The sequence below is a fragment of the Streptomyces sp. NPDC101151 genome, from assembly GCF_044768335.1.
GTDB lineage: Bacteria > Actinomycetota > Actinomycetes > Streptomycetales > Streptomycetaceae > Streptomyces.
On sequence record NZ_JBIWPP010000013.1, the window covers coordinates 126,428 to 150,236 of the forward strand.

The window sequence follows — 23,809 nt, forward strand, 5'->3', positions numbered from 1 at the left end:
AAACACAAGGGGGTGTGCATGACCGGACAGCCCGGCAGGACCGGCAAGGCCACCAAGGGCGGCAGTCAGGCCAGCGCCGGCGATCTGCTCGAACTGGTGCGCAGCGGACGAGCCGTGACCCGGGGTGCGCTCCAGCAGGCCACCGGGCTCTCCCGCGCCACCGTCGGTCAGCGCCTCGACCGGCTGTTCCGGGCCGGCTGGCTGCGCGAGGGCGCCGGCGGCCCGGTCGGCTCGCCGCTCGGCGGCCGGCCCTCCATCACCCTGGAGTTCGACGACTCCCATGCGGTCGTCCTCGCCGCCGACCTCGACACCCGGCACGCGCGTGCGGCGGTCCTCACCCTGACCGGCGAGATGCTCGCCGAACACTCCGGCACCCTGGTCGTCGAGGACGGGCCCGAGGCCGTACTGGGCGAACTCGGCCGCTGGTTCGCCGAGCTGCTGGCCAAGGCCGGGCACCTGGCGCAGGAGGTGTGCGGCATCGGACTCGCGGTGCCCGGCCCCGTGGACCGCGACACCGGCCGGGTGGTGCAGCCGCCGATCATGCCCGGCTGGGACGGCTACGACATCAGAGGCCGCCTCTCCCGCGCCTTCACCGAGCACACCGGCGCCCCCGCGGTGCCGGTCCTGGTGGACAACGACGCCAACCTCATGGCCTACGGCGAACAACGCGCAGGACACCCCGACTGCTCGGCGTTCGTGCTGGTCAAGGTGTCCACGGGTATCGGCGCCGGTGTCGTGGTCGACGGTTCGATCTACCGGGGCGTCGACGGCGGCGCGGGCGACATCGGGCACATCCGGGTGGGTGCCGAGGCACTGTGCCGGTGCGGGGCGTACGGCTGTCTCGCCGCCGTCGCCAGCGGCGGTGCCGTGGCCCGGCGGCTGGCGGAGCTGGGCGTGCCGGCCGCGTCCGGCTCGGACGTACGGGACCTGCTGGTCGCCGGGCACCCGGAGGCGGCCGCGCTGGCCCGGGAGGCCGGGCGCCGGGTCGGGGACGTGCTGGCGACGGTCGTGACCCTGCTCAACCCCGGCGTGCTGATGATCGCCGGGGATCTGGCCGGAACACCCTTCCTGACCGGCGTGCGGGAGCTGCTCTATCAACGGGCGCTGCCCCGCTCCACGGCGCACCTGGACGTGGTGACGTCCCGGCTGGGGGAACGGGCCGGGCTGATGGGTGCCGGAGCCCTGGTGGTGGAGCACCTGTACGCACCGCAGCGAGTCGAGGAGCGGCTGCTCGCGCTGGGCGTGTGACGTAGGTGTTTGTGGTCCGGATCCGGGTCCGCATGGTGAAATTCCGCCCTCTGTGGAAGCGTGATTCTCGCCACCCTTGATAAGGGCTGCGCTCAGATGAGCGGTTGGTGCGCGACTGCACTTCTCCAAGGAGTGGCACTCGGTGCCACCCCTTGATCGTTCATCGATCGAAATCAGATGTGGATGGGAGGTGCTCATCTGAGCGTAAAACCGCACCGGTGGGCATGTGTGCGTTCAAGAAGTGAAAACATACGGCGCTTGCCGCTTGCCAAGCCTTGACTTTCGATCCGCTGGCGGACGACTGGTTACGGGCGCATGACACGCAAGTAGACGTACCCAGGAACCTTCGATCTGGGTATGTTCCTCGCCGTCAGGGCAGCCACCGCGGCCTCAAGGAGTCGAGACCCGTGTCGGAAAACAAAGAACCCCACGTAGCGAAGTTCGTTTACGACTTCACCGAGGGCAACAAGGACCTCAAGGATCTCCTCGGAGGCAAGGGCGCCAACCTCGCCGAGATGACCAACCTGGGCCTGCCGGTCCCTCCGGGCTTCACCATCACCACCGAGGCCTGCAAGGTCTACCTGGGGAGCGGCGAGGAGCCCGCGGCACTGCGTGACGAGGTGAGTGCGCACCTCGACGCCCTCGAGCAGACGATGGGCAAGAAGCTCGGCCAGGCCGACAACCCGCTGCTCGTCTCGGTCCGCTCCGGCGCCAAGTTCTCCATGCCCGGCATGATGGACACGGTCCTGAACATCGGCCTCTCCGACAAGTCGGTGCAGGGCCTGGCCAAGCAGGCCGGCGACGACCGCTTCGCCTGGGACTCCTACCGCCGTCTCATCCAGATGTTCGGCAAGACCGTCCTCGGTGTCGACGGCGAGCTGTTCGAGGAGGCCCTCGACGCGGCCAAGGCGGCCAAGAAGGTCACCGTCGACACGGACCTCGAGGCCGCGGACCTGAAGAAGCTGGTCACGAAGTTCAAGAAGATCGTCAAGACCGAGGCCGGCCGGGACTTCCCGCAGGACCCGCGCGAGCAGATGGACCTCGCCATCAAGGCGGTCTTCGACTCCTGGAACGGCGACCGCGCCAAGCTCTACCGCCGCCAGGAGCGCATCCCCGGTGACCTGGGCACCGCGGTGAACATCTGCTCCATGGTCTTCGGCAACCTCGGCCCCGACTCCGGCACCGGCGTCGCCTTCACCCGCGACCCCGCCTCCGGCCACCAGGGCGTCTACGGCGACTACCTGCAGAACGCGCAGGGCGAGGACGTCGTCGCGGGCATCCGCAACACGGTCCCGCTCGCGGATCTGGAGTCGATCGACAAGAAGTCGTACGACCAGCTCATGCAGATCATGGAGACCCTGGAGAACCACTACAAGGATCTCTGCGACATCGAGTTCACCATCGAGCGCGGCCAGCTCTGGATGCTCCAGACCCGGGTCGGCAAGCGCACCGCAGGTGCCGCCTTCCGGATCGCGACCCAGCTCGTGGACCAGGGCCTGATCGACGAGACCGAGGCGCTCCAGCGCGTCACCGGCGCGCAGCTCGCCCAGCTGATGTTCCCGCGCTTCGACGATGACGCCAAGACCGAGCAGGTCGGCCGGGGCATCGCGGCCTCGCCGGGCGCCGCGGTCGGCAAGGCGGTCTTCGACTCGTACACCGCCGTGAAGTGGTCCCGCTCGGGCGAGAAGGTCATCCTGGTCCGCCGGGAGACCAACCCCGACGACCTGGACGGCATGATCGCGGCCGAGGGCATCCTGACCTCGCGCGGCGGCAAGACCTCGCACGCGGCCGTGGTCGCCCGCGGCATGGGCAAGACCTGTGTCTGCGGCGCCGAGGAGCTGGAGGTCGACACCAAGCGCCGCCGGATGACGGTGCCGGGCGGTCACGTCGTCGAGGAGGGCGACGTCATCTCCATCGACGGTTCGAGCGGCAAGGTGTACCTGGGCGAGGTCCCGGTGGTCCCCTCCCCGGTGGTGGAGTACTTCGAGGGCCGTATGCACCCGGGCGCCGACGACGCGGACGAGCTGGTCGAGGCCGTGCACCGCATGATGGCCTTCGCCGACCGCAAGCGCCGCCTGCGAGTGCGCGCCAACGCGGACAACGCCGAGGACGCGCTGCGCGCCCGCCGCTTCGGCGCCCAGGGCATCGGCCTGTGCCGCACCGAGCACATGTTCCTCGGTGACCGCCGTGAGATGGTCGAGCGCCTGATCCTGGCGGACACGGACACCGAGCGCGAGGAGGCCCTCAAGCAGCTCCTCCCGCTGCAGAAGAAGGACTTCGTCGAGCTGTTCGAGGCGATGGACGGCCTGCCGGTCACGATCCGTCTCCTGGACCCGCCGCTGCACGAGTTCCTGCCCGACATCACCGAGCTGTCGGTCCGGGTCGCACTCGCGGAGTCCCGCAAGGACGCGAACGAGAACGACCTGCGCCTGCTCCAGGCCGTCCACCGGCTGCACGAGCAGAACCCGATGCTGGGCCTGCGGGGCGTACGCCTCGGCCTGGTGATCCCCGGCCTCTTCACGATGCAGGTCCGGGCCATCGCCGAGGCCGCGGCCGAGCGCAAGAACGCCAAGGGCGATCCGCGTGCCGAGATCATGATCCCGCTCGTCGGCACCGTCCAGGAGCTGGAGATCGTCCGCGATGAGGCCGACCAGGTCATCGCGGAGGTCCAGGCGGCCACCGGTACCGCGCTGAAGCTGGCGATCGGCACGATGATCGAGCTGCCGCGCGCCGCGCTGACGGCGGACCAGATCGCGGAGGCGGCCGAGTTCTTCAGCTTCGGCACGAACGACCTGACCCAGACCGTGTGGGGCTTCTCCCGCGACGACGTCGAGGCCTCCTTCTTCACGGCCTACCTGGAGAAGGGCATCTTCGGAGTCTCCCCGTTCGAGACGATCGACCGGGACGGCGTCGGCTCCCTGGTGAAGGCGGCGGCCAAGGCGGGCCGTGCGACCCGCCCCGACCTGAAGCTCGGCGTCTGCGGCGAGCACGGCGGCGACCCCGAGTCGGTCCACTTCTTCCACGAGGTGGGTCTGGACTACGTCTCCTGCTCCCCGTTCCGCATCCCGGTCGCCCGCCTCGAGGCCGGCCGCGCGGCGACCCAGTCCGCGGGCAGCGACCACCGCTGATCCGCAGACCCGGAGGACGGCGTCCGGCGCCGTCCCCCTGACCCCGGAGCCGTCGTCGGTCCCCGACCCTCAGACCGATCGGCGGCGGCTCCGGCGCACGAAAGAGAAGGGGCGGCACCCTGTGCGGGGGTGCCGCCCCTCTGTGCATCATCTGCGGAGATTGTCGAGCTACGCCGCTGACCAGGCAAAATGGTGTTTGCTGGTGTTGGCTGCCGTTGGACCCGCGTGAAGTCGTCGTGCCCTCGTTGTGCCCTCCGGGAGCGGCCGGTCACGGACTGGTGCAGTGCGGACCTTGGCCGTTGGTCGTCGCTACTGACCCGCGCGTTCGGTGTTGATTAACGCCCGTCCGTTGGTTTGACAATAAAGTGCCCCGAAATCCCCCTCAGACGCGAGGAGGTGCTGAGTAAGCCGGCCCCCATGCCCGCCTACATACGCATCTGCACGGAATCAGCCCTACCGGCGTTTTTCGGACGTTGTCCACGCACCTCAGTGGCCCTCCGTCGAGCTGGGCGCTCTTCTCCGGCGACGACATCGTCACCGCGGAACGCGGCGACCTCGTCATCGTCCCGCCGGGCATGCCGCACGCCTTCGCCGCCACCACCGGCGCAGGCGCCGACATCCTCATCGTGATCACCCCGGGCGTCGAGCGCTTCGAGTACTTCCGCCACATCCAGCGCATTCGCCTGGGCGAGGTCGGCCCGGAAAGCCTGCTGGAGGTGCAGGACCTCTACGACAACCACTTCCTGAACAGCGAGGCGTGGGCCGCGCGCCGCTGACGAGGGCCTCCAGGGTCCGGGGGAAAACGTTTCACGTGCACACGGCCCGGCCCTGTTCGTCGCGGTCGTCTTCAGCCGCGCTCGGATGCCGACTGCGGGGCCAGCTCACCGATTCGATCATCCCTCGGTGAGGACGGACAGCCCATGTCGGATCCCCACCCGCCTCACCGCACAGGACACCGTCCAAGTGCCCTGAAAGTGCCCTCAGGTGCGCGGGAAGGGCTGACTTCCCGGCTCGGGAAGTCAGCCATGAACCCGTGCGAGGGTGCCGCCCCTCCGGCGTTCCCGGCTTGCCCGGAGGGCCGGCTTGCCCGGAGGGCCGGCTTGCCCGGAGGGTCAGATGGCTCCCTCCGTGTTGATCGGGCCGACCTGGAAGGTGTGGGAACACGTCTGCCAGCGTGCGGGGACGAGGGTGGCGCTGTGCGAGGCCGGCGGGTAGATCCTCAGATAGCTGCCGGTGGTCAGGCAGGGGCCGCCGACCGGGCCGTTGGTGGTGCGGATGACCGCGGACGCGGAGTGCCCGGGGGCGAGCGTGACGGTGGAGTAGGACCGGCCGGTGCGGGTGGCGGCCGGTCCGATCTGGCGGTGCGCGGTGTCCAGGGCGCTGACGCCCGGGTAGCCGCGCAGGGCGCACTTGGTGGTGCTGGTATTGGTGAACTGGATGGACCAGTAGAGCGATCCGGCCGCTCCTTCCTTGCGGCCCATGGAGAGGTAGAGATCGTTCGAGGCGCAGGTACGAGGACCGGCCGAAGCCCGAGTCGTCGTTGCCGTCGTCGCTGATGTGGCCGTCGTCGCGCCCCATGCGACGCCCGCGGTCGCGAGCGCCGCCGCGGCGGCGGTCAGGCCGGCGGCCAGGCCGCGGCGGGAGAGGAGTCGAGTGTTCAGAAACATGGCGCATCCGCCTCCATCGGGCGAATGGGATGATGCAGGTCGCTATGTTGGATGCGCCCTCACCGGCAAAAGTTGTGCGTCGCGCCGGGATATTTCCCGCCCGGCCGAAAGCGCCTCCCGGCCGGGGCTCACCACCCCTCCACGCCCTTCGCGAGACGCCGGTGCCACGAAGGTGCCGTCCGCGCGGCCAGCGGGTCAGGCAGCGTGAGGCGCAGGTAGCGGCGGTCCAGCGGTGTCACCGCGCGTCGTAGTTCGGCACGTGCCCGGGGCGGGAGCAGGGGCAGGATGTCGGCCAGGACGTCCCGGGCCTGTCGTACGTCGTCGAGGGCGCAGCCGGGGCAGGCGGCGCAGTAGGACTCGCGGGGGTAGCGGGGACGGCGCCCCGGCGGGTGGAGGAACGCCCGGTAGCGCCTCAGGGCGCTGTCGGTCGCGCCGCGCTGGTACCAGAAACCGGGGGAGAGGCGTTCCGCGCGGTGGACGGCGAGGCTGGTACGGGCGGACAGGCCACGTAGCCGAACGGGAGGGGGCTCTTCCCAGAAGCGGGGCCCCGGGGTCCGGAGAGCGCCGCGCAGGGCGGCCGGCCGATTACGCGGCATGGGCCTTTCGGGGTGCGGTCATGGACTCCATGATGCCTTCCGGGAGGCTGGTCCGAACGGAATTTTCCCGGTGCCGGACCATGAAGTCGTCCGCGGCCCGGGCACGTTGCGACAGCAGCCGCGGTCCGCGCGCCTACGCTGGGGCAGTCAGCCCGGGGTCCGGCCCTCGGTCCGTCCGTCGAGCGCCGCGAGGAGTGGCCCCATGGGCTGGACCGCGCAGGACATTCCCGACCAGAGCGGCCGCACCGCCGTCGTCACCGGTGCCAACAGCGGTCTCGGCTACGTCACCGCGCGCGAACTCGCCCGCAAGGGGGCCCGGGTGGTGCTCGCCTGCCGGAGCGAGGCGCGGGGGCGTGATGCCGGGGAGCGGCTCGTGGCGGAGGTGCCGGGGGCCGTGGCCGGGGTGGAGCGGCTGGATCTCGGGGACCTGGGGTCCGTGCGGGAGTTCGCGGACCGGTTGCCGTACGAGCGGCTCGACCTGCTCGTCAACAACGCGGGCGTGATGGCGCCGCCGTACGGGAGGACGGCGGACGGGTTCGAGACGCAGTTCGGGGTCAACCATCTCGGGCACTTCGCGCTGACCGGGCTGCTGCTGCCCGCCCTGCTGGCCACCCCGGGCGCCCGGGTCGTGACCGTCTCCAGTGTGCTGCACACGCTCGCCAACATCGACATCCACGACCTCAACAGTGAGCACGGGTACCGGCGTTGGATCGCCTATGGCCGGTCCAAGACCGCCAACCTCCTGTTCACCCACGAACTGGCGCGTCGACTGGCCGGCCTCGGCACCGGACTCGTCGCGGCCGCCGCGCACCCGGGCTACGCCGCCACCAACCTCCAGACCGCCGGGCCGCGCGCCGAGGGCCGCCGGGTTGCCGAGCGGTTGATGGAGGCCGGCAACCGGGTCTTCGCCCAGTCGGCGGAGGAGGGCGCGCTGCCCACGCTGTACGCGGCGACCGCGGCCGACGTGCGACCGGACTCCTTCTTCGGGCCCTCGTTCGCGATGTGGCGGGGTGGGCCGGCGCGGTCCCGGCGGGCGCCGTGGACCCTCGACGACGAGGCGGCGGTCAGGCTCTGGGACGCCTCGGTGCGGCTGACGGGGGTGGACTTCCGCGCGCTCAAGGCCTGAGGCGAGGGCGTGACACCCCTTCGCGCGGGCTCGGCCGGAGGCCACTCACAGGGAGCCGCCGCTGTCCACCACCAGGTCGGTGCCGACGACCGAGGCTGCGTCGTCCGAGGCCAGGTAGAGGATCGCGGCGGCGATCTCCTCGGTGGCGGAGATCCGGCCGAGCGGGAGCGTGGCCTTCGCCCGCTCGGTCCGGTCCTGCTCCGTCTCACCCGGGCGCAGCGACATGGAGGTGGCGGTGGCACCTGGGCTGACCACGTTGATGCGGACGCCGTCGCCGATGTGGTCCAGGGCGGCGCCCCGGCTGAGTGCGGTCACGGCGGCCTTGGTCGCGGAGTAGGCGGCGGCTCCCGGGGAGGTGGCGTGCAGGCCGAACGTGGAGGACACGTTGACGATCGCCCCGCCCGACGGCTGGGTGCGCATCCGGCGGATCTGGGCCTGGAGGGCCAGATGGACACCGGTGACGTTGACGGCGAGCTGGCTGTGCCAGTCGTCCTCCGGCAGATCGGCGAGCGCCCGCCCGCCGCGGAAGACGCCGGCGTTGTTGACGGCCACGTCGAGCGAGCCCCCGGGGAGCTCGACGGCGGCCCGGACCAGCGCCTCCGCGTCCGCGGCGCGGGAGATGTCGGCGGTCACCGCGAGGGCCGCGCCGCCCTGCTTCTCGATCAGCCGGACGGTCTCGTCCAGCGGCTCCGCCCGGCGCCCCGCCACGACCACCCGGGCACCCTCCGCGGCGAGCGCGAGCGCCACGGCGCGTCCGATGCCGGAGCCGGCGCCGGTGACGAGTGCGGTCCGGCCGGTGAAGCGGTTGCGTGCGGTGGTGGCGATGGCGGTCATGATCTCCCCTTTTATTGACCGATCGGTTCAGTATGAGGCCGGACAAAAGCGCCCTCCGGTGGAGGGCGGATTCAGTCCAGCAGGGCCAGGGTCCGCTCCGCCGCGTCCCGGACGCGGGCCGGGTCCGACGACGCCTTGCCGACGACCCGCAGGCCCTGCATCAGCACCAGCAGCGTGCGGGCCAGGGCGAGCGGATCGCGGTCGGACGGCAGCTCGCCCTGGGCCCGGGCGCGGACCAGCGTGGCGTGCAGCGTGCTCTCCAGGTGGTCCCAGTTGCGCTCGACGCGCCGGGCGGAGGCCGGATCGTGCGGGGCCAGCTCGGCCGCCGTGTTCGTGACCAGGCAACCGCTGCGGCGCAGCTGTTCGTCGCTCGCCTCGTCCGCGTAGCGGCGTACGACGGCTCGTATGGCCGGCAGTGCGGGGCCCGGCTCGGACAGCTCGCGCACGATCCGGGTGAGCCCCGCCCGTTCGTACCGGTCGAAAGCCTTCAGGTACAGCTCGTGCTTGTTCCCGAAGGTCGCGTACAGGCTCGCCCTGCCGATGCCCAGGTGCTCGACCAGGTCGGCCATTGACGTCGCCTCGTAGCCGCGCCGCCAGAACAGCTCCAGGGCTGACTGCAGCGCGGCGTCCGGGTCGAATTCCTTGGTCCTGGCCACATGGCGCAGCCTAGGCCTTTCTGGAACGATCGGTCAAGATCGATGCTAGGTGGTCCGCACCTCGTACGGGGTGACGCGCACCCTCTCGTCGTCCAGGCACTGCCCGGTCTCCAGGTCGAAGCGCTGCTTCAGCAGGGGTGAGGCGACGAACGGCCGGCCCCGGTGGGTGCCGGTCAGGCCGCGGGAGAGGACCGCCGCGCCGGTGAACGGGTCACGGTTGTCGATGCCGTACAGCCGGCCCTCCCGGTCCCGGAACAGTGCCGCCTGGCTGCCGTCCGGCAGCAGGGCCGCCACGCCCCGGCCGGGGAGCAGCTGACTGAGGTCGCAGACCGTGAACCAGTTCTCCGCCAGCCTCAGCTGGACCTTGAGGTCGGTCGTCTCGGGTGCCAGGGTCATCGCTGGGCGCTTCCTTCCAGAACGTCTTCCATGGGGCGCATGCCGATGGAGAGCAGCGGCAGGTCGGGCTTGATCTGGTCGCGCTCGGGGACGAAGCCGACGACCGGGTCCGGGGTGTCCGGGGCGTTGACGAAGGACACGAACCGGGCGAGCTTCTCGGGGTCGTTGATGGTCGACGCCCACTCGTCGGCGTAGTGGGCGACGTGCGCCGTCATCAGGGACTCCAGCTCCTCGCAGATACCGAGGGAGTCCTCCACGACCACGTCACGTACGTGGTCCAGGCCGCCGGGGATCCGCTCCAGCCAGGTCGACGTGCGCTCCAGCCGGTCGGCCGTGCGGATGTAGAACATCAGGAACCGGTCGATCAGGCGGACCAGTTCGGCGTCGGTCAGGTCCTGGGCCAGCAGGTCCGCGTGGCGTGGGGTGGCGCCGCCGTTGCCGCCGACGTACAGGTTCCAGCCGTTGGAGGTGGCGATGACGCCGAAGTCCTTGGACTGGGCCTCGGCGCACTCGCGGGCGCAGCCGGAGACGGCGGACTTGAGCTTGTGCGGGGACCTGAGCCCCCGGTAGCGCAGCTCCAGGTCGATCGCCATACGCACGGAGTCCTGGACGCCGTAGCGGCACCAGGTCCGGCCGACGCAGGACTTCACCGTGCGCAGGGACTTGCCGTAGGCGTGGCCCGACTCGAAGCCGGCGTCCACCAACCGTGTCCAGATCAACGGGAGCTGCTCGACGCGCGCACCGAACATGTCGATCCGCTGGCCGCCCGTGATCTTCGTGTAGAGGCCGAAGTCCCGGGCGATCTCACCGATCACGATCAGGCCCTCCGGGGTGATCTCACCGCCGGGGATGCGCGGGACGACCGAGTACGAGCCGTTCTTCTGGAGGTTGGCCAGGAAGTGGTCGTTGGTGTCCTGGAGCGCGGCCTGCTCGTCGGCGAGGACATAGCCGCTCGCGCCGATCGTCGGGGCGAGCGAGGCGATGATCGAGCCGACCGCCGGCTTGCAGACCTCGCAGCCGTCGCCGCGCCGGGCGTCCTCGCGGCCGTAGCGGTCGAGCAGGTCCTGGTAGGTGCCGATGCGCAGGGCGAGGACGATCTCGTACAGCTCCTCGCGGGTCTGGGCGAAGCAGCCGCACAGGCCCTTGTCCACCTCGACGCCGGAGGCCTCCAGCTCGGCGGCGACCAGCTGGCCGAGCACCTTCACACAACTGCCGCAGCCGGTACCGGCCTTGGTGCACTTCTTCACCTCGGGCACGGTCGTGCACCGGTGGTCGGTGACCGCGCCCCGGATCGTGCCCTTGCTGACGTTGTGGCACGAGCAGATGACCGCCTCGTCCGGCAGCGCCGACGGGCCGAGCTGGGCGCCCGCCCCGGCCCCTGCGGGCAGCACCAGTGACTCCGGCGCGACGGGCGGCACCGAGCCGGTGAGCGCGCGCAGGGTGCCGTACGCCTCCGCGTCGCCGACCAGGATGCCGCCGAGCAGCGTGCCGTCCCGGCCGATGACCAGCTTCTTGTACAGGCCCGCGCGGGAGTCGGAGTAGACGACGTCCAGACAGTCCTCGGCGGTGCCGTGCGCGTCACCGAACGAGGCCACGTCCACACCGAGCAGCTTCAGCTTGGTGGACAGGTCGGCGCCCGTGAAGGACGCCTCGTCGGCGGCGATCGTGGCCGCCACGGTCTCCGCCTGCTCGTAGCCGGGCGCCACCAGGCCGTACACCCGGCCGTCCGCCGCCAGCGCGCACTCGCCGATCGCGAACACATGCGGGTCGGTGACCGTACGGCACTGCTCGTCGACGGTGATGCCGCCGCGCTCGCCCACCGCGAGACCGCAGTCGCGGGCCAGCTGGTCGCGGGGGCGGACACCGGCGCTGAACACCACCAGGTCGGTGGCGAGTCCGGAGCCGTCGGACAGCTTCATACCGGTGACGGCGCCCGAGGAGTCCGTCACGATCTCCTGGGTGCCCACGCCGGTGTGGACGGTCAGGCCCATGTCCTCGATGGTGCGCAGAAGCGCGGCGCCGCCGCCCTCGTCGACCTGGACGGGCATCAGGCGCGGCGCGAACTCCACGATGTGGCTGGTGAGGCCGAGGCCCTTCAACGCACCCGCGGCCTCCAGACCGAGCAGGCCGCCGCCGACCACCGCACCGGTCGTCGCCCCGGACCGCGCGTACTCCTCGATCGCGAGCAGGTCCTCGATCGTGCGGTAGACGAAGCAGCCCTCGGCGTCCTTGTTGGGGACGGGGGGCACGAAGGGGTAGGAGCCGGTGGCCAGGACGAGGACGTCGTAGTCGACGACGAGACCGGAGCGCGCGGTCACCCTGCGGGCCTCGCGGTCCAGGGTCTGCGCCGGGTCGCCGACGTGCAGTTCGATGCCGTGGTCGTCGATGAACCCCGGGTCCGTCAGGGAGAGTTCCTCGGGCGTCCGGCCCGAGAAGTACGAGGTGAGCTGCACCCGGTCGTACGCCGGACGCGGCTCCTCGCACAGCACGACCACGCGGTGCGTGGCGGTCAGGCCGCGCTCGGCGAGCGCTTCGAGGAAGCGCTGGCCGACCATGCCATGGCCGACGAGCACGATCGTGGGGCGGGGCCGGTCCCCAACAATTGCGGTCGTGGACATCAGGAGCCTCCATCGTTGGTGAGCAGGTGAAGCAGGGGGCCGTCGTCGGGGAGCGGCTCCGCTCCCTCCCAGGCACGGGCGAGCGCGCCGACGGTGCCGAGTTCGCCGACGAGGACCCCGCCGACCAGGCGTTCGTCGCGGACGACGACCTTGCGGTAGGTGCCCCGGGTGGCGTCGGTGAGCTGCACGACGTCGTCGCCGGGGCGGGGCTCGGTGTCACCGAACGCGGCGAGGTCGAACGGGGAGTCGGGGCCGGTCAGGGTCAGCCGGGTCAGGGAACGGGTGCCGGTGTAGCGGGCGGCCGCGTCGCCCGAGCCTCCCGCGAGCAGCTCGGCGAGGACGTCGGCCTGGTCGAGAGCCGGGGCGGCGAGGCCGTAGACCGTGCCGTCGTGCTGGGCGCAGTCGCCGATGGCGTGGATGTGCGGGTCGGAGGTGCGCAGCTCGTCGTCGACGAGGACGCCCTTGTGGACGGCGAGGCCCGCCTGCTCCGCAAGACCCGTGCGCGGCCGCACCCCGCAGGCGAGGACCACCAGGTCGGCGTCGAGGGCGTAGCCGTCGGCCATCTCCACCGAGTGGACCGTGCCGCCGGCACAGCGCACGTCCCGCACCCGGCACTCCGTGTGCACCTCCACACCGAGGTCCCTCAGGTGCCGCAGGACCAGCCGAGAGGCCCCCGGGTCGAGCTGGCGCTCCATGAGCCGCTCGGCCTGCTGGGCGAGCACCACCTGCGCGCCGCGCACGGCCAGCGCCCGGGCCGCTGAGACCCCGAGCAGCCCGCCGCCGATGACGACCGCCCGCACGCCCGGCCGTACCGCCTCGGACAGGCCGAGGCAGTCGTCCATCGTGCGGAACGCGTGGACGCCCTCGGGCAGCTGGTGGTCGGGGGTGAACAGGCCGCGCAGCGGCGGCAGCACGGGGTTCGAGCCGGTGGCCAGCACCAGGGTGTCGTATGCGATCGGCGAGCCGTCGGCGCAGCGCAGCTGCCGCGCGGCCCGGTCGATGCCGGTGATCCTGGTGCGCAGCAGCCCGCCGGGCGCGGGGAGGGAGATGACCTCCGGGGCGTACCGGCCGGCCAGCACCTCGGCGAGCAGAACCCGGTTGTACGGCCGGTGCTCCTCCTCGCCGACGAGCAGCGCGGGCGTGCCCAGCTCGCCGAGCCGCCGGGCGAGCCGTACGCCCGCGAGGCCGGCGCCGATCACCACCACACGCGTTTTCGAGGTCATGTATCGCAGCGTGCGGCCCCGAGGTTACCCGGCCGCATCACTCCTGTTTCCCACGAGGAACGCTGCCCTCAGCGGGGGCGGGCCGCGGATGTGAGGGTCCCGGGTGCGCGCCGGAGAGCGCTGTGAGGTGGGGTTCCGCCGTGTCTCAGCGGCTGCCCGTCAGGTGGGCGAACGCCACCACGTTGCCCTGGTAGCCGGTGGTTCTCGAATAGCCGCCGCCGCAGGTGATGACGCGCAGTTCGGGCCGTTTCGCCGCGCCGTACACCTTCTCGTCGGGGAAGTTCCGGGCCGCGTACACCTCCACCGCGTCCACGGTGAACACGGCCACACTGCCGTCCTGGCGGTCCACCTCGATGACGGCGCCCCGCTTCAGCGCGCCGAGGTCGTAGAAGACGGCGGGGCCCTCGGTGTTGTCGACATGGCCCGCGACGATCGCGGTGCCCGTCTCGCCGGGCGTGGTGCCGGCCTCGTACCAGCCGGCGAGGTTCTTCCTCTCGGCGGGCGGCACGTCCAGGCTGCCGGCGGACGTGAGCGCGAGACCCATCAGCGGGGCGTTCACGCGGATCGCGGGGATGCGGATGCGGGTGGGCGGGGACGGCTCCAGCGCGGCGGCCGCGAGCCGCTCCTCGCCCGGGTCGGGCCGCCCCTCGGCGGCCGCCGGCTGCGGCGGCGCGTGGGTCGCGGCCCCGGCGCCGAGCAGCCACACCGCCGAGCCGAGGGCTACGACGGTGACCGCGGCTATGGCGGTGTCCCCGATCCTGCGCATATGCACCCTTCTCCCGGAGGCGGACCTCCTGCGAGGCGGGACCCGGACGGGTCCCTGAGGCGGACCCCGGTGGGCCCTGGGGCGGACCCCGGTGGGCCCTGGGGCGGACCCCGGGGTGACCCTCAGCCCCCTCCGGGCCGCGAGGGGCGTCGGGCCCGGAGGGGGCGGGGTGTGCGGTACCGGCGGACGGACAGCGGAGGGTGTCCGTCAGATCCCGTCGCCTCTCGCCCGGCGATGCAGGAGCCAGGTACCGCCCGCGGCGGCGACGGCCAGAGCCGTCACGCCTGCCGCGGTCTGTACGGGGTCGGTGCCCAGTGCGCCGCCGACCCCCGTCTTCACGCTTCCCCGCGGCTGCACCTGCTCGTGCACCGCGTTCAACGCCACGACCAGGTCGCCCGTGACCTGTTTGGTGCCCTCGGCGCACTTCGCGACGATCTCGTACGTCCCCGGCTGCGCGCTCGGCGGCACCCGGAACCGGCCGATCGCCTCGCCCTCGTGCGTGCTGGGCGCCAGCGTGAAGACCCCGGCGCCGACCGCGCCCGCGTCACCCAGCGCCGCGCCCTTCTCGCCGCACGCCGCGGTGTTCACCGTGACCTGGCTGCCCGGCATCGTGGTGGACGGGTACACCAGCAGGCTGCCGGTCTCGCCGCCGTGGGCCGGTGCGGTGGCGAGGCCCGTCGCGGCCACGGTGAGGGCGGTACCGGTCAGCAGACGGGCGGTGCGTCGCATGGTGCTCCCCTGAGCTTGTCCGACTCGGTCATCCGACTCGTTCAGGGGGTGCGCCCCTGCCCTTCCGAGGTAAGTGGCACTCGGGCCGGTCCGCTCTCTGACAACCCGTCAGGAATGGGGTGAACGGGTGGCGCCCGTGACCCCCACACGGCCTAGCGGAGCCGAGTTCCGGCAGGTCATGGGCGTACGCGACGGCGTCGGCGAAAAGAACACGAATGGCCTGCGGGCCACCGGTGAACGGGTGACCGGCACACCCGCCGCCCGACGGTCCGTCAGCCGCCCGGCAACCACCGCCGCAGCAGGGGCGCCTGACTCCGCGGCACTCGCCGCCCGCAGGGTCCCTGCCGCCAGGGCCCCGCCGTCCCCGCCGCCGTGCCGTCCGTGCCGTCCGTGCCGCCGTCCCGCTTTCCCCGCCGCGGCCCGCGCTCCCGCCCCGCTGTCCCCGCCGCCGTGCCGTCCGTGCCGTCCGTGCCGCCGTCCCGCTTTCCCCGCCGCGGCCCGCGCTCCCGCCCCGCTGTCCCCGCCGCCGTGCCGTCCGTGCCGTCCGTGCGCGCGCGACGGTGAAGGGGCCGCCTCCTGAGAAGTGGCGGACCCTGTGCCGCGCTTCTTCTCGTCGGCGACCGTGCGCGGCGGCTCCGAATGATTCCGGTCGAAAGGCCCGGGGGCAGGGCCTGTCTCCCGTGCAGCTGCACGCGCCGGACCCCCCTCACCCGCGCTGGCGAGGCACCGTTGCCCGGAGCCGGCCTGATCCGCCGGACGGGCCCTAATGCGGCAGGCGCAGGGCAAGTCCGTCGAGGACGATCTCCAGGGCGTACCTGAACTTGGCTTCGCGGAACTCGGCGGGGTCCTCGGTCGCTGCGCCGGCCTCCTGGTAGGAGTCGGCGAGGTGGTCGTGGGACGCCGCCGCCTGCTGGGCGGCGGGCAGCAGCCGGGCGATGAAGCCGGCCTCGGTCTCGCCGGAGCGGGCGACCGTGGTGAGCCAGGCGGCCTCGGTGGTGCTCATGCCGATCGTGTACGACAGCACCGCGTCGATCGCGCCGCCGGGCTCGGGGAAGCCGGTCGCGGTGAACAGCGCGGCGAGCCGCTCGGAGAAGGCCATGAGGTTCGGGCCCAGGTAGGCGAGACCGGCCTGGCCGAGCACCGAGGACACCCAGGGGTGCCGCAGGGCCGTCGCACGGAAGGAGACCGCCGCCTCGGTCACCGCGGCCCGCCAGTCGGGGCTGTGGGACGCCGGCACATGGATCTCGGCGGCGACCTCGTCCACGGCCAGCTCCATCAGCTCGTCCTTGGTGGCGACGTGCCGGTAGAGGGAGGTCGCGCCGGCGTTGAGCCGGGCCGCGAGCTTGCGCATGCTCAGCGCCTCGATGCCCTCCGCGTCCAGCATGGCGATCGCCTCGCGGACGATCACGGTCCGGCTGAGCGCCGGCTGGTCCGGCTCGTGCTGCTGCCTCGCCCAGACGGAGGGGATCGGGTTCGGCTTCGGCTTCGCCTTGGCGGCCATGGCGCTCCTCGGGATGCTCGGGGGCGATCGTGCGTACGTCGTGCGCATCCAGCGTACAGCGATCGGGGTTGCGCACACTGTTCCGGCATGCGTACAGTGTGCGCATCGCTAGGAACGGTGTTCGCACCGAAGGAACAGTGTGCGCAATCCGGTGAAGCCCGAAAGGAAAACCCGATGGAAACCCGCAACCCACGCCGCTGGTGGATCCTCGTCGTCCTGTGCCTGAGCACGCTGGTCCTGGTGATCGACAACATGGCGCTCACCGTGGCGGTGCCCGCGATGACCGAGGACCTCGGCGCGAGCGCCCAGGACGTCCAGTGGATCCTCGACTCCTACGTCCTGGTCTTCGCCGGCCTGCTGCTGACCTCCGGCAGCCTCGGTGACCGGTTCGGCCGCCGGAAGGTGATGCTGATCGGCCTGCTGCTGTTCGGTGCGTCCTCACTGGCCGGCACGTTCGCCGCCGACCCGGGCCAGCTCATCGCCGTACGCGTGGCGATGGGCGTCGGCGGGGCGCTGATCATGCCGTCCACGCTCTCCATCCTCATCACCGTCTTCGACGAGGAGGAGCGCGGCAAGGCGATGGCGGCGTGGGGCTCGGTGTCCATGCTCGGCCTGGTCGGCAGCCCGGTGCTGGGCGGTGTGCTGGTCGACCACTTCTCCTGGCACTCGATCTTCTTCCTCAATGTCCCCGTGGTCGCGCTGGCCGTCCTCGCGGGTGTGACCCTGATGCCCGAGTCGAAGGCGCCGTGGCAGAAGGCCGACCCGCTGGGCGCGGTGCTGTCCGCGGCCGGGATGACCGCGCTGGTCTGGTGGATCATCGAGATCCCGCAGCACGGTGCCTTCGGCGGGCGCTCCCTGATCAGCCTGACCGTCGCACTCGTCGCACTCGCCGCCTTCGTGGTCTGGGAGAACGTCACCAACTCCCCGATGGTCCCGCTGGTCCTCTTCAAGCACCGCAACTTCAGCGGTGGTTCGCTCTCGCTGGCCCTGGTCCAGATCGGCAACGGCGGCCTGCTGCTGGTCCTGACCCAGTACCTGCAGTTCGTCCTCGGCTACTCGCCGATCAAGGCGGGCCTGGCCTTCCTGCCGCTGGCCGTGACCGCGATCGTCGGCAACGCGGGGGGCGTGAAGCTGGCCGCGAAGATCGGCAACCGGTTCGTGATCCTGTCCGGGATGCTGGTGATGGTCGCCTGCTTCGCCCTGCTCACCACGGTCGACGCAGGCTCCGGCTTCACCGTCCCGGGGATCGCCCTCGGGCTCCTCGGCCTCGGTGCCGGTGCGGCCATGCCGGCGGCGGTCGGCGCGCTGATGGGCACCATCCCGGCGGACAAGGCGGGCGTCGGCTCGGCCCTGAACGACACGGTCCAGCAGTCCGGTACGGCCCTCGGCATCGCGATCCTGGGCTCGCTGCTCTCCAGCGGTTACACGGACCGGATGCCGGCGGACGCGCCCGCCGCGGCCCGTCAGTCGATCGCGGGAGCGGTCGCCGCGGCCCGGCCGGGCCTCCTCCGCACGGCCCGCGAGGCCTTCGCCTCCTCGATGTCCACCACCTTCGCGCTCAGCGCCCTCGGTGTCCTGGCGGCGGCGGTCCTGGCCACGGTGGTCATGCGGGACGCCGAGCAGGAGCAGCCCGCCGAGTCCCCGGCCCAGGAGCCGGAACCGGTCGGCTGACCGGAGCGCACACCCGAAGGCCGGTGCCTGGACAGGCACCGGCCTCCGGGCGTTCCAGGGTCTCTCAGTTCACGTTGACGGCGCTCCAGGCCGCCGCCACCGCGTTGTATTCCGTGCTCCCCGCGCCGTAGAGGTCCTTGGCCGCGCTGAGGGTGGCCGTCCGGGCGGCCTTGTAGTTCGTGGAGGACGTCATGTAGACCGTCAGCGCCCGGTACCAGATCTTGCCGAGCTTGTCCCGGCCGATGCCGGTGACCGTCGAGCCGTTGGAGGTCGGCGAGTCGTAGCTGACCCCGTTGATGGTCTTCGCCCCGCTGCCCTCCGCGAGCAGGTACGCGAAGTGGTTGGCGACGCCCGAGGAGTAGTGGACGTCGAGGTTGCCGACCGAACTGCTCCAGTAGTCGGCCGAGTTGCCGTCCTTGGACGGCTTGTCCATGAAGCGCAGGGCGGGCTTGCCGAAGCCGGAGCGGACGATCTCCTCGCCGATGAGGTAGTCACCGGGGTCGGAGGCGTTGCTCGCGTACCACTCGACCATCGTGCCGAGGATGTCCGAGGTGGCCTCGTTGAGCCCGCCGGACTCGCCCGAGTAGGTCAGCGCGGCCGTCTTCGACGTCACCCCGTGGCTCATCTCGTGCCCGGCCACGTCCAGCGCGACCAGCGGCCCGAAGGTGGTGCCGTCACCGTCGCCGTACGTCATGCAGAAGCAACTGTCGTCCCAGAAGGCGTTGTTGTAGTTGCTGCCGTAGTGGACGCGGTTGTACGAGCCCTTGCCGTCACCGGCGATGCCGCTGCGGCCGTGGACGTTCTTGTAGTAGTCCCAGGTCTCGTTGGTGCCGTACTGGGCGTCGACGGCGGCCGAGGAGCGGTCGGCGGTGCTGCCCGTGCCCCAGTGGTTGTCGGCGTCCGTGAACAGGGTCGCGGGGGCCCGGACGAAGCAGATGCCGAAGATGCACAGGTCGGTCTTGTTCTCCGCGTCACCGGTGTAGGTGTTGCCGCGGGTCGGGTCCTTCAGCTGGTACGACGACCCGGACTGGGTCGTCTCCAGCGGCACGGTCCCGCTGTACAGCGACTTGCCGTCGCCGGTGGCCGTCTCGATGCTGTCCCAGGCGTCGATCTGGGCGCCGGTGCGGGCGTCGGTCAGCACGGTCCGGGCGACCGGGTTGCCGAGCGAGTCCTGGCCGACGGCGTTGGTGCGCCAGGCGAGCTTCGGAGCGCCGTGCAGGGCGTCGACGATCAGCTCGGGCTTGGCCTTGACCCTCTTCAGCGCCTCGCCGAGGTTGGCGGCGCGGAGGGCGTTCACGGCGAGGTCGGCGGCTCTGGGGCCCGACACCTTGGGGATGATCGAGGACAGGGATATGGGGTTCCTCGTCGCCCGGTCGGCGCTGCGGTAGGCGCCGTCCTTGGCCAGGTGGACCACGAAGTCACCGCCGAGGACGGGGAGTTGATGGTAGGTGCGGTCGTAGCGGACGTGCTGGGTGCCGTCCTTGTCCACGATCACGTCCCGGACGCTGGTGTCCTCGGCGGCGGTCAGACCCAGCTTCGCGGCCTGCGCCAGGAGGGCGGAGGCCGCGTTCTCGACGGCGGTGGCCCGGGTCGGCCGGCCGTCGGCGTGGGCGGCGGGGGAAAGAGCGGCGGCCAGCATGGTCGCGGTGGTGGCGGCGATGCCGGCGGTGACGAGGCGACGGGATCCTCGGACGTGCTGACGTATCCGGCTCATCTGTCTCCTTGGGGGAGGCGCCTTCGAGGCGTGGGGGTGGCGCTGATGCCGACTGAGATTTAAGAGGGCATGACATGTCATGTCCATAGCGCCGCCATGGAGATGTGTGGGGAGCCGGAGGGGGTACAGAATCGTTTCCGTGATCGTTCCGGACTCCCGAGACCCGCTGCCCTTCTTCGTCTACGGCACGCTCCGCCCCGGCGAGCCCAACCACGACCTGTTCCTGCGCGGCCGCACGGACATGGAGGAGCCGGCCCGCCTCCCGGACGCGGCGCTCTACGACGGCCCCGGCTACCCCTACGCCGTCGAGGCACCCGGGGAAGCTGTCAGCGGCGAGCTGGTCACCGCGCTGCCGGAGGTGTACGGCCGCCTGCTCGCGGACCTGGACCGGCTGGAGGAATACCTGCCGGGCGACCCCCGCAATCTGTACGAGCGGGTCGCCCGGGACGTCGTACGGGCCGACGGCACGGCCGTCCGGGCCTGGGTGTACCTGGCCGCGCCGCGCGTCGCCGACCGGCTGCGGGGGCGGGGGCGGGTGATCGCGGGCGGCGACTGGCTGGCCCGGCGCTGATCAGCCCAGCAGCGTGAGCCCCTCGGGCACGGCGATCCCGAACTCCTCCGCCACCACGCGCCGTGCCTCCGCCTCCTCGGCGAGCTTGCGCTCGGTCACGGTGCCGTCGGCGCGGGTCTCGACCAGCCGGGCGCCGTCCAGAGCGAGGTGCCGTTCGGAGGTGGTCCGCACCAGGTACGCGCGGTGGGTGAAGGGGGAGCGGGGGTTGGTGCCGATGTGCCAGTTGAACACCTCGTAGTCGGGCGCGGCGAACGGCTCCAGCGTGAACGCGTACTGGCTCACGAAGTCCCGGGTGTCCCGGTCGTACGCCTGCAGCGCCCACAGCTCCAACGGCCCGCCGTGCGGCAGGTGCACCAACCGGTGCCGGCGGCCGCCTCCCTCGAACTCCTCGCCGACGGCCAGCGGCACCGGCTGCAGCAGTGCACCGGCCGCCCCGAACCCGACGTCCGCCAGATACGACTGTGGATCACCCGGCACCTCCACCCGCAGCATCATGTGCGTACGCGGACGGCTCTCCACGGTCTCCGCACCGAGCACGACGCGGCCGGCCAGCCCGCTCACTCCGAGCCCGAGCCCCTCCAGTGCCAGCCTGAGCAGGGTGTTGTGCTCGTAGCAGTAGCCGCCGCGCCGGCCACGGACCAGCTTGGCCATCAGATCGCCCGGCGCGAGGGACGGAGCCGTACCGGACAGGGGCTCCAGGTTCTCGAAGGGGATGCTCAGGGCATGCGCGAGGTGCACGCCCCGCAGCGTCGGCAGGTCGGCCTGCCTGCCGCCCTTCCATCCGATGCGCTGCAGATAGGCGTCGAGGTCGAACTGCTCGGTGTCGGACATGCTTCGAACCTACGCGGATCCCCCCACCTCAGCCGCGTGCCAGAGACGGAAACGGCCTCCTCCTGTGGTCCTGGGACGCGGATTCTCCCAGGCACACCTGCAGTGCCGTTCGATGTGCTCCGCGGCGTCCGTGAGCACCTTGACGACCCGAGGGACCAGCGCTGTGCGGGCCGGCACGGGGCCCGGACGCCCTCGCTCTACGGCTTCACCGCCTCCACCCGCACCGCGCACGTCTTGAACTCCGGCATCCGCGAAATCGGGTCCAGGGCCGGGTTGGTGAGGGTGTTGGCGCGGCCCTCGCCCGGCCAGTGGAAGGGCATGAAGACGGTGTCGGGGCGGATGGCGGTGGTGATCCGCGCGGGGGCCACGGCCCGGCCGCGCCGGGAGACCACGGCCAGCGGGTCGCCCTCGGCCGCGCCCAGCCGGGCCGCGAGGCGCGGGTGGAGTTCCACGAACGGGCCGGGCGCGGCCGCGTTCAGCTCCGCCACCCGGCGGGTCTGCGCCCCCGACTGGTACTGGGACACCACCCGGCCGGTCGTCAGCAGCAGCGGGTACTCGGCGTCCGGCTCCTCGGCACTCGCCCGATGCGCCACGGCGACGAACCGCGCCCGGCCGTCCTCGGTGGCGAACCGGTCGAGGAAGAGACGGGGAGTTCCGGGGTGTACGCCGGGGGCTGAGGGGGCAGCGGGTACGGCGGGTCCGGCGTCGTGGGCCGAGACGCCGGCGAGCGTGCCGGATCCGGTCTCCCCGGCGTCCCCGGTCTCCCCGGCCGGGTCGTCCGGCAGCGCGTCCGGCAGCGCGTCCTCGCCGTCGTCGGGGACCGACGCGGGACGGCCCGCGGTGTCCGTCGGGGCTTCGCTGCTGCCGTGCCCCGCAGGGCCCGCCGGGCAGGGCCAGAAGACCCCGTTCTCCTTCGCCAGCCGCCGGTAGCTGAGCCCCGAGTAGTCCGCCGGGCCGCCCGCGCTGGCCCTGCGCAGTTCCTCGAAGACCTCCTCGGGGTCGGTCGGGAAACCCTTCTCCACTCCCAGCCGCGCGGCCAGCTCGTGGAGGACGTACAGGTCGCTGTGGACGCCCGGCGGCGGGGCGATCGCCTGCCGGCGCAGCAGGACCCTGCCCTCCAGGCTGGTCGTCGTCCCCGTCTCCTCGGCCCACTGGGTGACCGGCAGGACGACATCCGCCAGCTCCGCCGTCTCCGAGAGGACGACATCGCACACGGCCAGGAAGTCCAGCGAGCGCAGCCGCTCCTCGATGTGGGCCGCGCGCGGCGCCGACACCACCGGGTTGGACCCCATCAGCAGCAGCGAGCGGACGTCCGTGCCGAGCGCGTCGAGCAGCTCGTACGCACTGCGTCCCGGCCCGGGCAGCGAGTCGGGATCCACGCCCCACACCTCGGCCACGTGCCGCCGCGCCGCCGGGTCGTCCAGTTTGCGGTAGCCGGGCAGCTGGTCGGCCTTCTGGCCGTGCTCCCGGCCGCCCTGCCCGTTGCCCTGTCCGGTCAGACAGCCGTACCCGGAATGCGGCCGGCCCGCGCGGCCGGTCGCCAGGCACAGGTTGATCCACGCCCCCACCGTGTCCGTCCCCTTGGACTGCTGTTCCGGCCCGCGCGCGGTGAGCACCATCGCGGACTCCGGCTCGCAGAACATCCGTACCGCTTCCCGCAGTTGTGGCACGGACACCCCCGTGATCCGCTCCACGTACTCCGGCCAGTGCGCCATTGCCGCCGCCCGGGCCTCCTCCCAGCCGGCCGTGCGCTCCCGGATGTAGTCCTCGTCGGTACGGCCCTCGGCCACCACCAGGTGCAGCAGGCCCAGGGCGAGCGCGAGATCGGTGCCCGGCCGGGGCGCGAGGTGCAGGTCGGCCTGCTCGGCGGTCCGGGTACGGCGCGGGTCGACGACGATCAGTGTGCCGCCGTTCTCCCGCAGCTCGCTGAAGAAGCGCAGCGACGGCGGCATGGTCTCGGCGAGGTTGGAGCCGACGAGGATCACGCATCCGGTCCGCGGGATGTCCTCCAGCGGGAACGGCAGCCCCCGGTCGAGACCGAACGCCTTCGTGCCGGCGGCCGCAGCCGACGACATGCAGAAGCGCCCGTTGTAGTCGATCTGCGAGGTGCCCAGCACCACCCGCGCGAACTTGCCGAGCGTGTACGCCTTCTCGTTCGTCAGCCCGCCACCACCGAAGACCCCCACCGCGTCGGGCCCGTACCGCTCCCGCGTCCTCCCCAGCCGTTCGGCGACCCGGCCCAGCGCCTCCGCCCAGGAGGCGGGCACCAGCCGGCCGCCGGACCGCACCAGCGGCGAGGTCAGCCGCACCGCCGGCGACAGCACCTCCGCAGCGGTACGGCCCTTGCCGCACAGCGCACCCCGGTTCACCGGGAAGTCCGGCCGTTCGGTCACCTCGACGCCCCCCCGCGGCAGGGGCGTGATGTTCATCCCGCACTGCAGGGCGCAGTACGGGCAGTGGGTGGGCGTCGAGGCGGTCTCCATGCCCACCAGGGTGCTTCGGGCGTGTTACGGCCCGCGCCCGCTCCCTGTTAC

The 23,809-nt window shown here is 71.9% G+C and carries 18 protein-coding genes and 1 pseudogene; 6 read left to right on the forward strand and 13 right to left on the reverse strand.

Annotation, left to right across the window (positions count from 1 at the left end):
* Positions 1 to 18 precede the first annotated feature (18 nt).
* From ACIRU3_RS24285 to ACIRU3_RS24295, 3 genes and pseudogenes are all read left to right on the forward strand, one after another.
* Entirely contained in the window at positions 19 to 1,248 is a 1,230-nt protein-coding gene (locus ACIRU3_RS24285) for an ROK family protein (RefSeq protein WP_404059766.1), read from the forward strand.
* Positions 1,249 to 1,655: 407 nt separating this feature from the next.
* Positions 1,656 to 4,376, forward strand: a complete 2,721-nt coding sequence (ppdK, locus tag ACIRU3_RS24290; RefSeq protein ID WP_404059769.1) for a pyruvate, phosphate dikinase — start codon at positions 1,656 to 1,658, stop codon at positions 4,374 to 4,376.
* Positions 4,377 to 4,888: 512 nt separating this feature from the next.
* Positions 4,889 to 5,152: pseudogene (locus ACIRU3_RS24295) on the forward strand (cupin); the annotation flags it as partial.
* Positions 5,153 to 5,488: 336 nt separating this feature from the next.
* Here ACIRU3_RS24295 and ACIRU3_RS24300 read toward each other — a convergent pair.
* A complete protein-coding gene (locus ACIRU3_RS24300) occupies positions 5,489 to 6,043 on the reverse strand; it encodes a DUF4232 domain-containing protein (RefSeq protein WP_404059772.1) in 555 nt (184 codons plus the stop codon).
* A gap of 128 nt (positions 6,044 to 6,171) precedes the next feature.
* A complete protein-coding gene (locus tag ACIRU3_RS24305) occupies positions 6,172 to 6,639 on the reverse strand; it encodes a hypothetical protein (RefSeq protein ID WP_404059775.1) in 468 nt (155 codons plus the stop codon).
* A gap of 202 nt (positions 6,640 to 6,841) precedes the next feature.
* On the opposite strand from ACIRU3_RS24305, the gene ACIRU3_RS24310 reads away from it, so the two are divergent.
* Positions 6,842 to 7,765: an oxidoreductase gene (locus ACIRU3_RS24310; protein ID WP_404059778.1), complete on the forward strand. Its 924-nt coding sequence runs from the start codon at positions 6,842 to 6,844 to the stop codon at positions 7,763 to 7,765.
* 45 nt (positions 7,766 to 7,810) lie between these two features.
* On the opposite strand, the gene ACIRU3_RS24315 is transcribed toward ACIRU3_RS24310, so the two are convergent.
* From ACIRU3_RS24315 to ACIRU3_RS24350, 8 genes are all read right to left on the reverse strand, one after another.
* Complete coding sequence (locus tag ACIRU3_RS24315; protein ID WP_404059781.1) at positions 7,811 to 8,599, reverse strand: SDR family NAD(P)-dependent oxidoreductase; 789 nt, start codon at positions 8,597 to 8,599, stop codon at positions 7,811 to 7,813.
* A 71-nt stretch (positions 8,600 to 8,670) separates the two neighbouring features.
* A complete protein-coding gene (locus ACIRU3_RS24320) occupies positions 8,671 to 9,255 on the reverse strand; it encodes a TetR/AcrR family transcriptional regulator (RefSeq protein WP_404059783.1) in 585 nt (194 codons plus the stop codon).
* A gap of 45 nt (positions 9,256 to 9,300) precedes the next feature.
* Complete coding sequence (nirD, locus tag ACIRU3_RS24325; RefSeq protein ID WP_404059786.1) at positions 9,301 to 9,651, reverse strand: nitrite reductase small subunit NirD; 351 nt, start codon at positions 9,649 to 9,651, stop codon at positions 9,301 to 9,303.
* Positions 9,648 to 12,269, reverse strand: coding sequence for a nitrite reductase large subunit NirB (nirB, locus tag ACIRU3_RS24330; RefSeq protein WP_404059788.1), 2,622 nt, complete (start codon positions 12,267 to 12,269; stop codon positions 9,648 to 9,650). The genes nirD and nirB overlap by 4 nt, the downstream gene beginning before the upstream one ends.
* Positions 12,269 to 13,492 (reverse strand): NAD(P)/FAD-dependent oxidoreductase, encoded by a 1,224-nt coding sequence (locus tag ACIRU3_RS24335; protein WP_404059791.1) that lies wholly within the window; start codon positions 13,490 to 13,492, stop codon positions 12,269 to 12,271. The genes nirB and ACIRU3_RS24335 overlap by 1 nt, the downstream gene beginning before the upstream one ends.
* 145 nt (positions 13,493 to 13,637) lie before the next feature.
* Positions 13,638 to 14,258, reverse strand: a complete 621-nt coding sequence (locus ACIRU3_RS24340) for a class F sortase (RefSeq protein ID WP_404059793.1) — start codon at positions 14,256 to 14,258, stop codon at positions 13,638 to 13,640.
* A gap of 207 nt (positions 14,259 to 14,465) precedes the next feature.
* Complete coding sequence (locus ACIRU3_RS24345; protein ID WP_404059796.1) at positions 14,466 to 14,987, reverse strand: hypothetical protein; 522 nt, start codon at positions 14,985 to 14,987, stop codon at positions 14,466 to 14,468.
* Positions 14,988 to 15,750: 763 nt separating this feature from the next.
* Positions 15,751 to 16,488, reverse strand: coding sequence for a TetR/AcrR family transcriptional regulator (locus ACIRU3_RS24350; protein ID WP_404059799.1), 738 nt, complete (start codon positions 16,486 to 16,488; stop codon positions 15,751 to 15,753).
* A gap of 174 nt (positions 16,489 to 16,662) precedes the next feature.
* Here ACIRU3_RS24350 and ACIRU3_RS24355 point away from each other — a divergent pair, with 174 nt between their 5' ends.
* Positions 16,663 to 18,159 (forward strand): MFS transporter, encoded by a 1,497-nt coding sequence (locus ACIRU3_RS24355; protein WP_404059801.1) that lies wholly within the window; start codon positions 16,663 to 16,665, stop codon positions 18,157 to 18,159.
* A 64-nt stretch (positions 18,160 to 18,223) separates the two neighbouring features.
* On the opposite strand, the gene ACIRU3_RS24360 is transcribed toward ACIRU3_RS24355, so the two are convergent.
* On the reverse strand, positions 18,224 to 19,873 hold the full coding sequence (locus tag ACIRU3_RS24360; protein WP_404059804.1) for a M4 family metallopeptidase: 1,650 nt from the start codon (positions 19,871 to 19,873) through the stop codon (positions 18,224 to 18,226).
* Positions 19,874 to 20,012: 139 nt separating this feature from the next.
* On the opposite strand from ACIRU3_RS24360, the gene ACIRU3_RS24365 reads away from it, so the two are divergent.
* Positions 20,013 to 20,444, forward strand: a complete 432-nt coding sequence (locus ACIRU3_RS24365; protein ID WP_404059807.1) for a gamma-glutamylcyclotransferase family protein — start codon at positions 20,013 to 20,015, stop codon at positions 20,442 to 20,444.
* Here the strand turns inward: ACIRU3_RS24365 and ACIRU3_RS24370 are convergent, their stop codons facing one another.
* Positions 20,445 to 21,275: an arylamine N-acetyltransferase gene (locus tag ACIRU3_RS24370; RefSeq protein ID WP_404059809.1), complete on the reverse strand. Its 831-nt coding sequence runs from the start codon at positions 21,273 to 21,275 to the stop codon at positions 20,445 to 20,447. It lies immediately after the preceding gene.
* A gap of 197 nt (positions 21,276 to 21,472) precedes the next feature.
* Positions 21,473 to 23,758 carry a molybdopterin oxidoreductase family protein gene (locus tag ACIRU3_RS24375; protein ID WP_404059812.1) on the reverse strand — a complete coding sequence of 762 codons (2,286 nt, stop codon included), beginning with the start codon at positions 23,756 to 23,758 and terminating at the stop codon, positions 21,473 to 21,475.
* Between the last annotated feature and the right edge of the window lie 51 nt (positions 23,759 to 23,809).

Coding starts and splice junctions, on each gene's coding strand:
- ACIRU3_RS24285 (WP_404059766.1), top strand. CDS start 19: ATGACCGGACAGCCCGGCAGGACCGGCAAGGCCACCAAGGGCGGCAGT.
- ACIRU3_RS24300 (WP_404059772.1), bottom strand. CDS start 6,043: ATGTTTCTGAACACTCGACTCCTCTCCCGCCGCGGCCTGGCCGCCGGC.
- ACIRU3_RS24305 (WP_404059775.1), bottom strand. CDS start 6,639: ATGCCGCGTAATCGGCCGGCCGCCCTGCGCGGCGCTCTCCGGACCCCG.
- ACIRU3_RS24310 (WP_404059778.1), top strand. CDS start 6,842: ATGGGCTGGACCGCGCAGGACATTCCCGACCAGAGCGGCCGCACCGCC.
- ACIRU3_RS24315 (WP_404059781.1), bottom strand. CDS start 8,599: ATGACCGCCATCGCCACCACCGCACGCAACCGCTTCACCGGCCGGACC.
- nirD (WP_404059786.1), bottom strand. CDS start 9,651: ATGACCCTGGCACCCGAGACGACCGACCTCAAGGTCCAGCTGAGGCTG.
- nirB (WP_404059788.1), bottom strand. CDS start 12,269: ATGTCCACGACCGCAATTGTTGGGGACCGGCCCCGCCCCACGATCGTG.
- ACIRU3_RS24335 (WP_404059791.1), bottom strand. CDS start 13,492: ATGACCTCGAAAACGCGTGTGGTGGTGATCGGCGCCGGCCTCGCGGGC.
- ACIRU3_RS24340 (WP_404059793.1), bottom strand. CDS start 14,258: ATGCGCAGGATCGGGGACACCGCCATAGCCGCGGTCACCGTCGTAGCC.
- ACIRU3_RS24345 (WP_404059796.1), bottom strand. CDS start 14,987: ATGCGACGCACCGCCCGTCTGCTGACCGGTACCGCCCTCACCGTGGCC.
- ACIRU3_RS24350 (WP_404059799.1), bottom strand. CDS start 16,488: ATGGCCGCCAAGGCGAAGCCGAAGCCGAACCCGATCCCCTCCGTCTGG.
- ACIRU3_RS24355 (WP_404059801.1), top strand. CDS start 16,663: ATGGAAACCCGCAACCCACGCCGCTGGTGGATCCTCGTCGTCCTGTGC.
- ACIRU3_RS24360 (WP_404059804.1), bottom strand. CDS start 19,873: ATGAGCCGGATACGTCAGCACGTCCGAGGATCCCGTCGCCTCGTCACC.
- ACIRU3_RS24370 (WP_404059809.1), bottom strand. CDS start 21,275: ATGTCCGACACCGAGCAGTTCGACCTCGACGCCTATCTGCAGCGCATC.
- ACIRU3_RS24375 (WP_404059812.1), bottom strand. CDS start 23,758: ATGGAGACCGCCTCGACGCCCACCCACTGCCCGTACTGCGCCCTGCAG.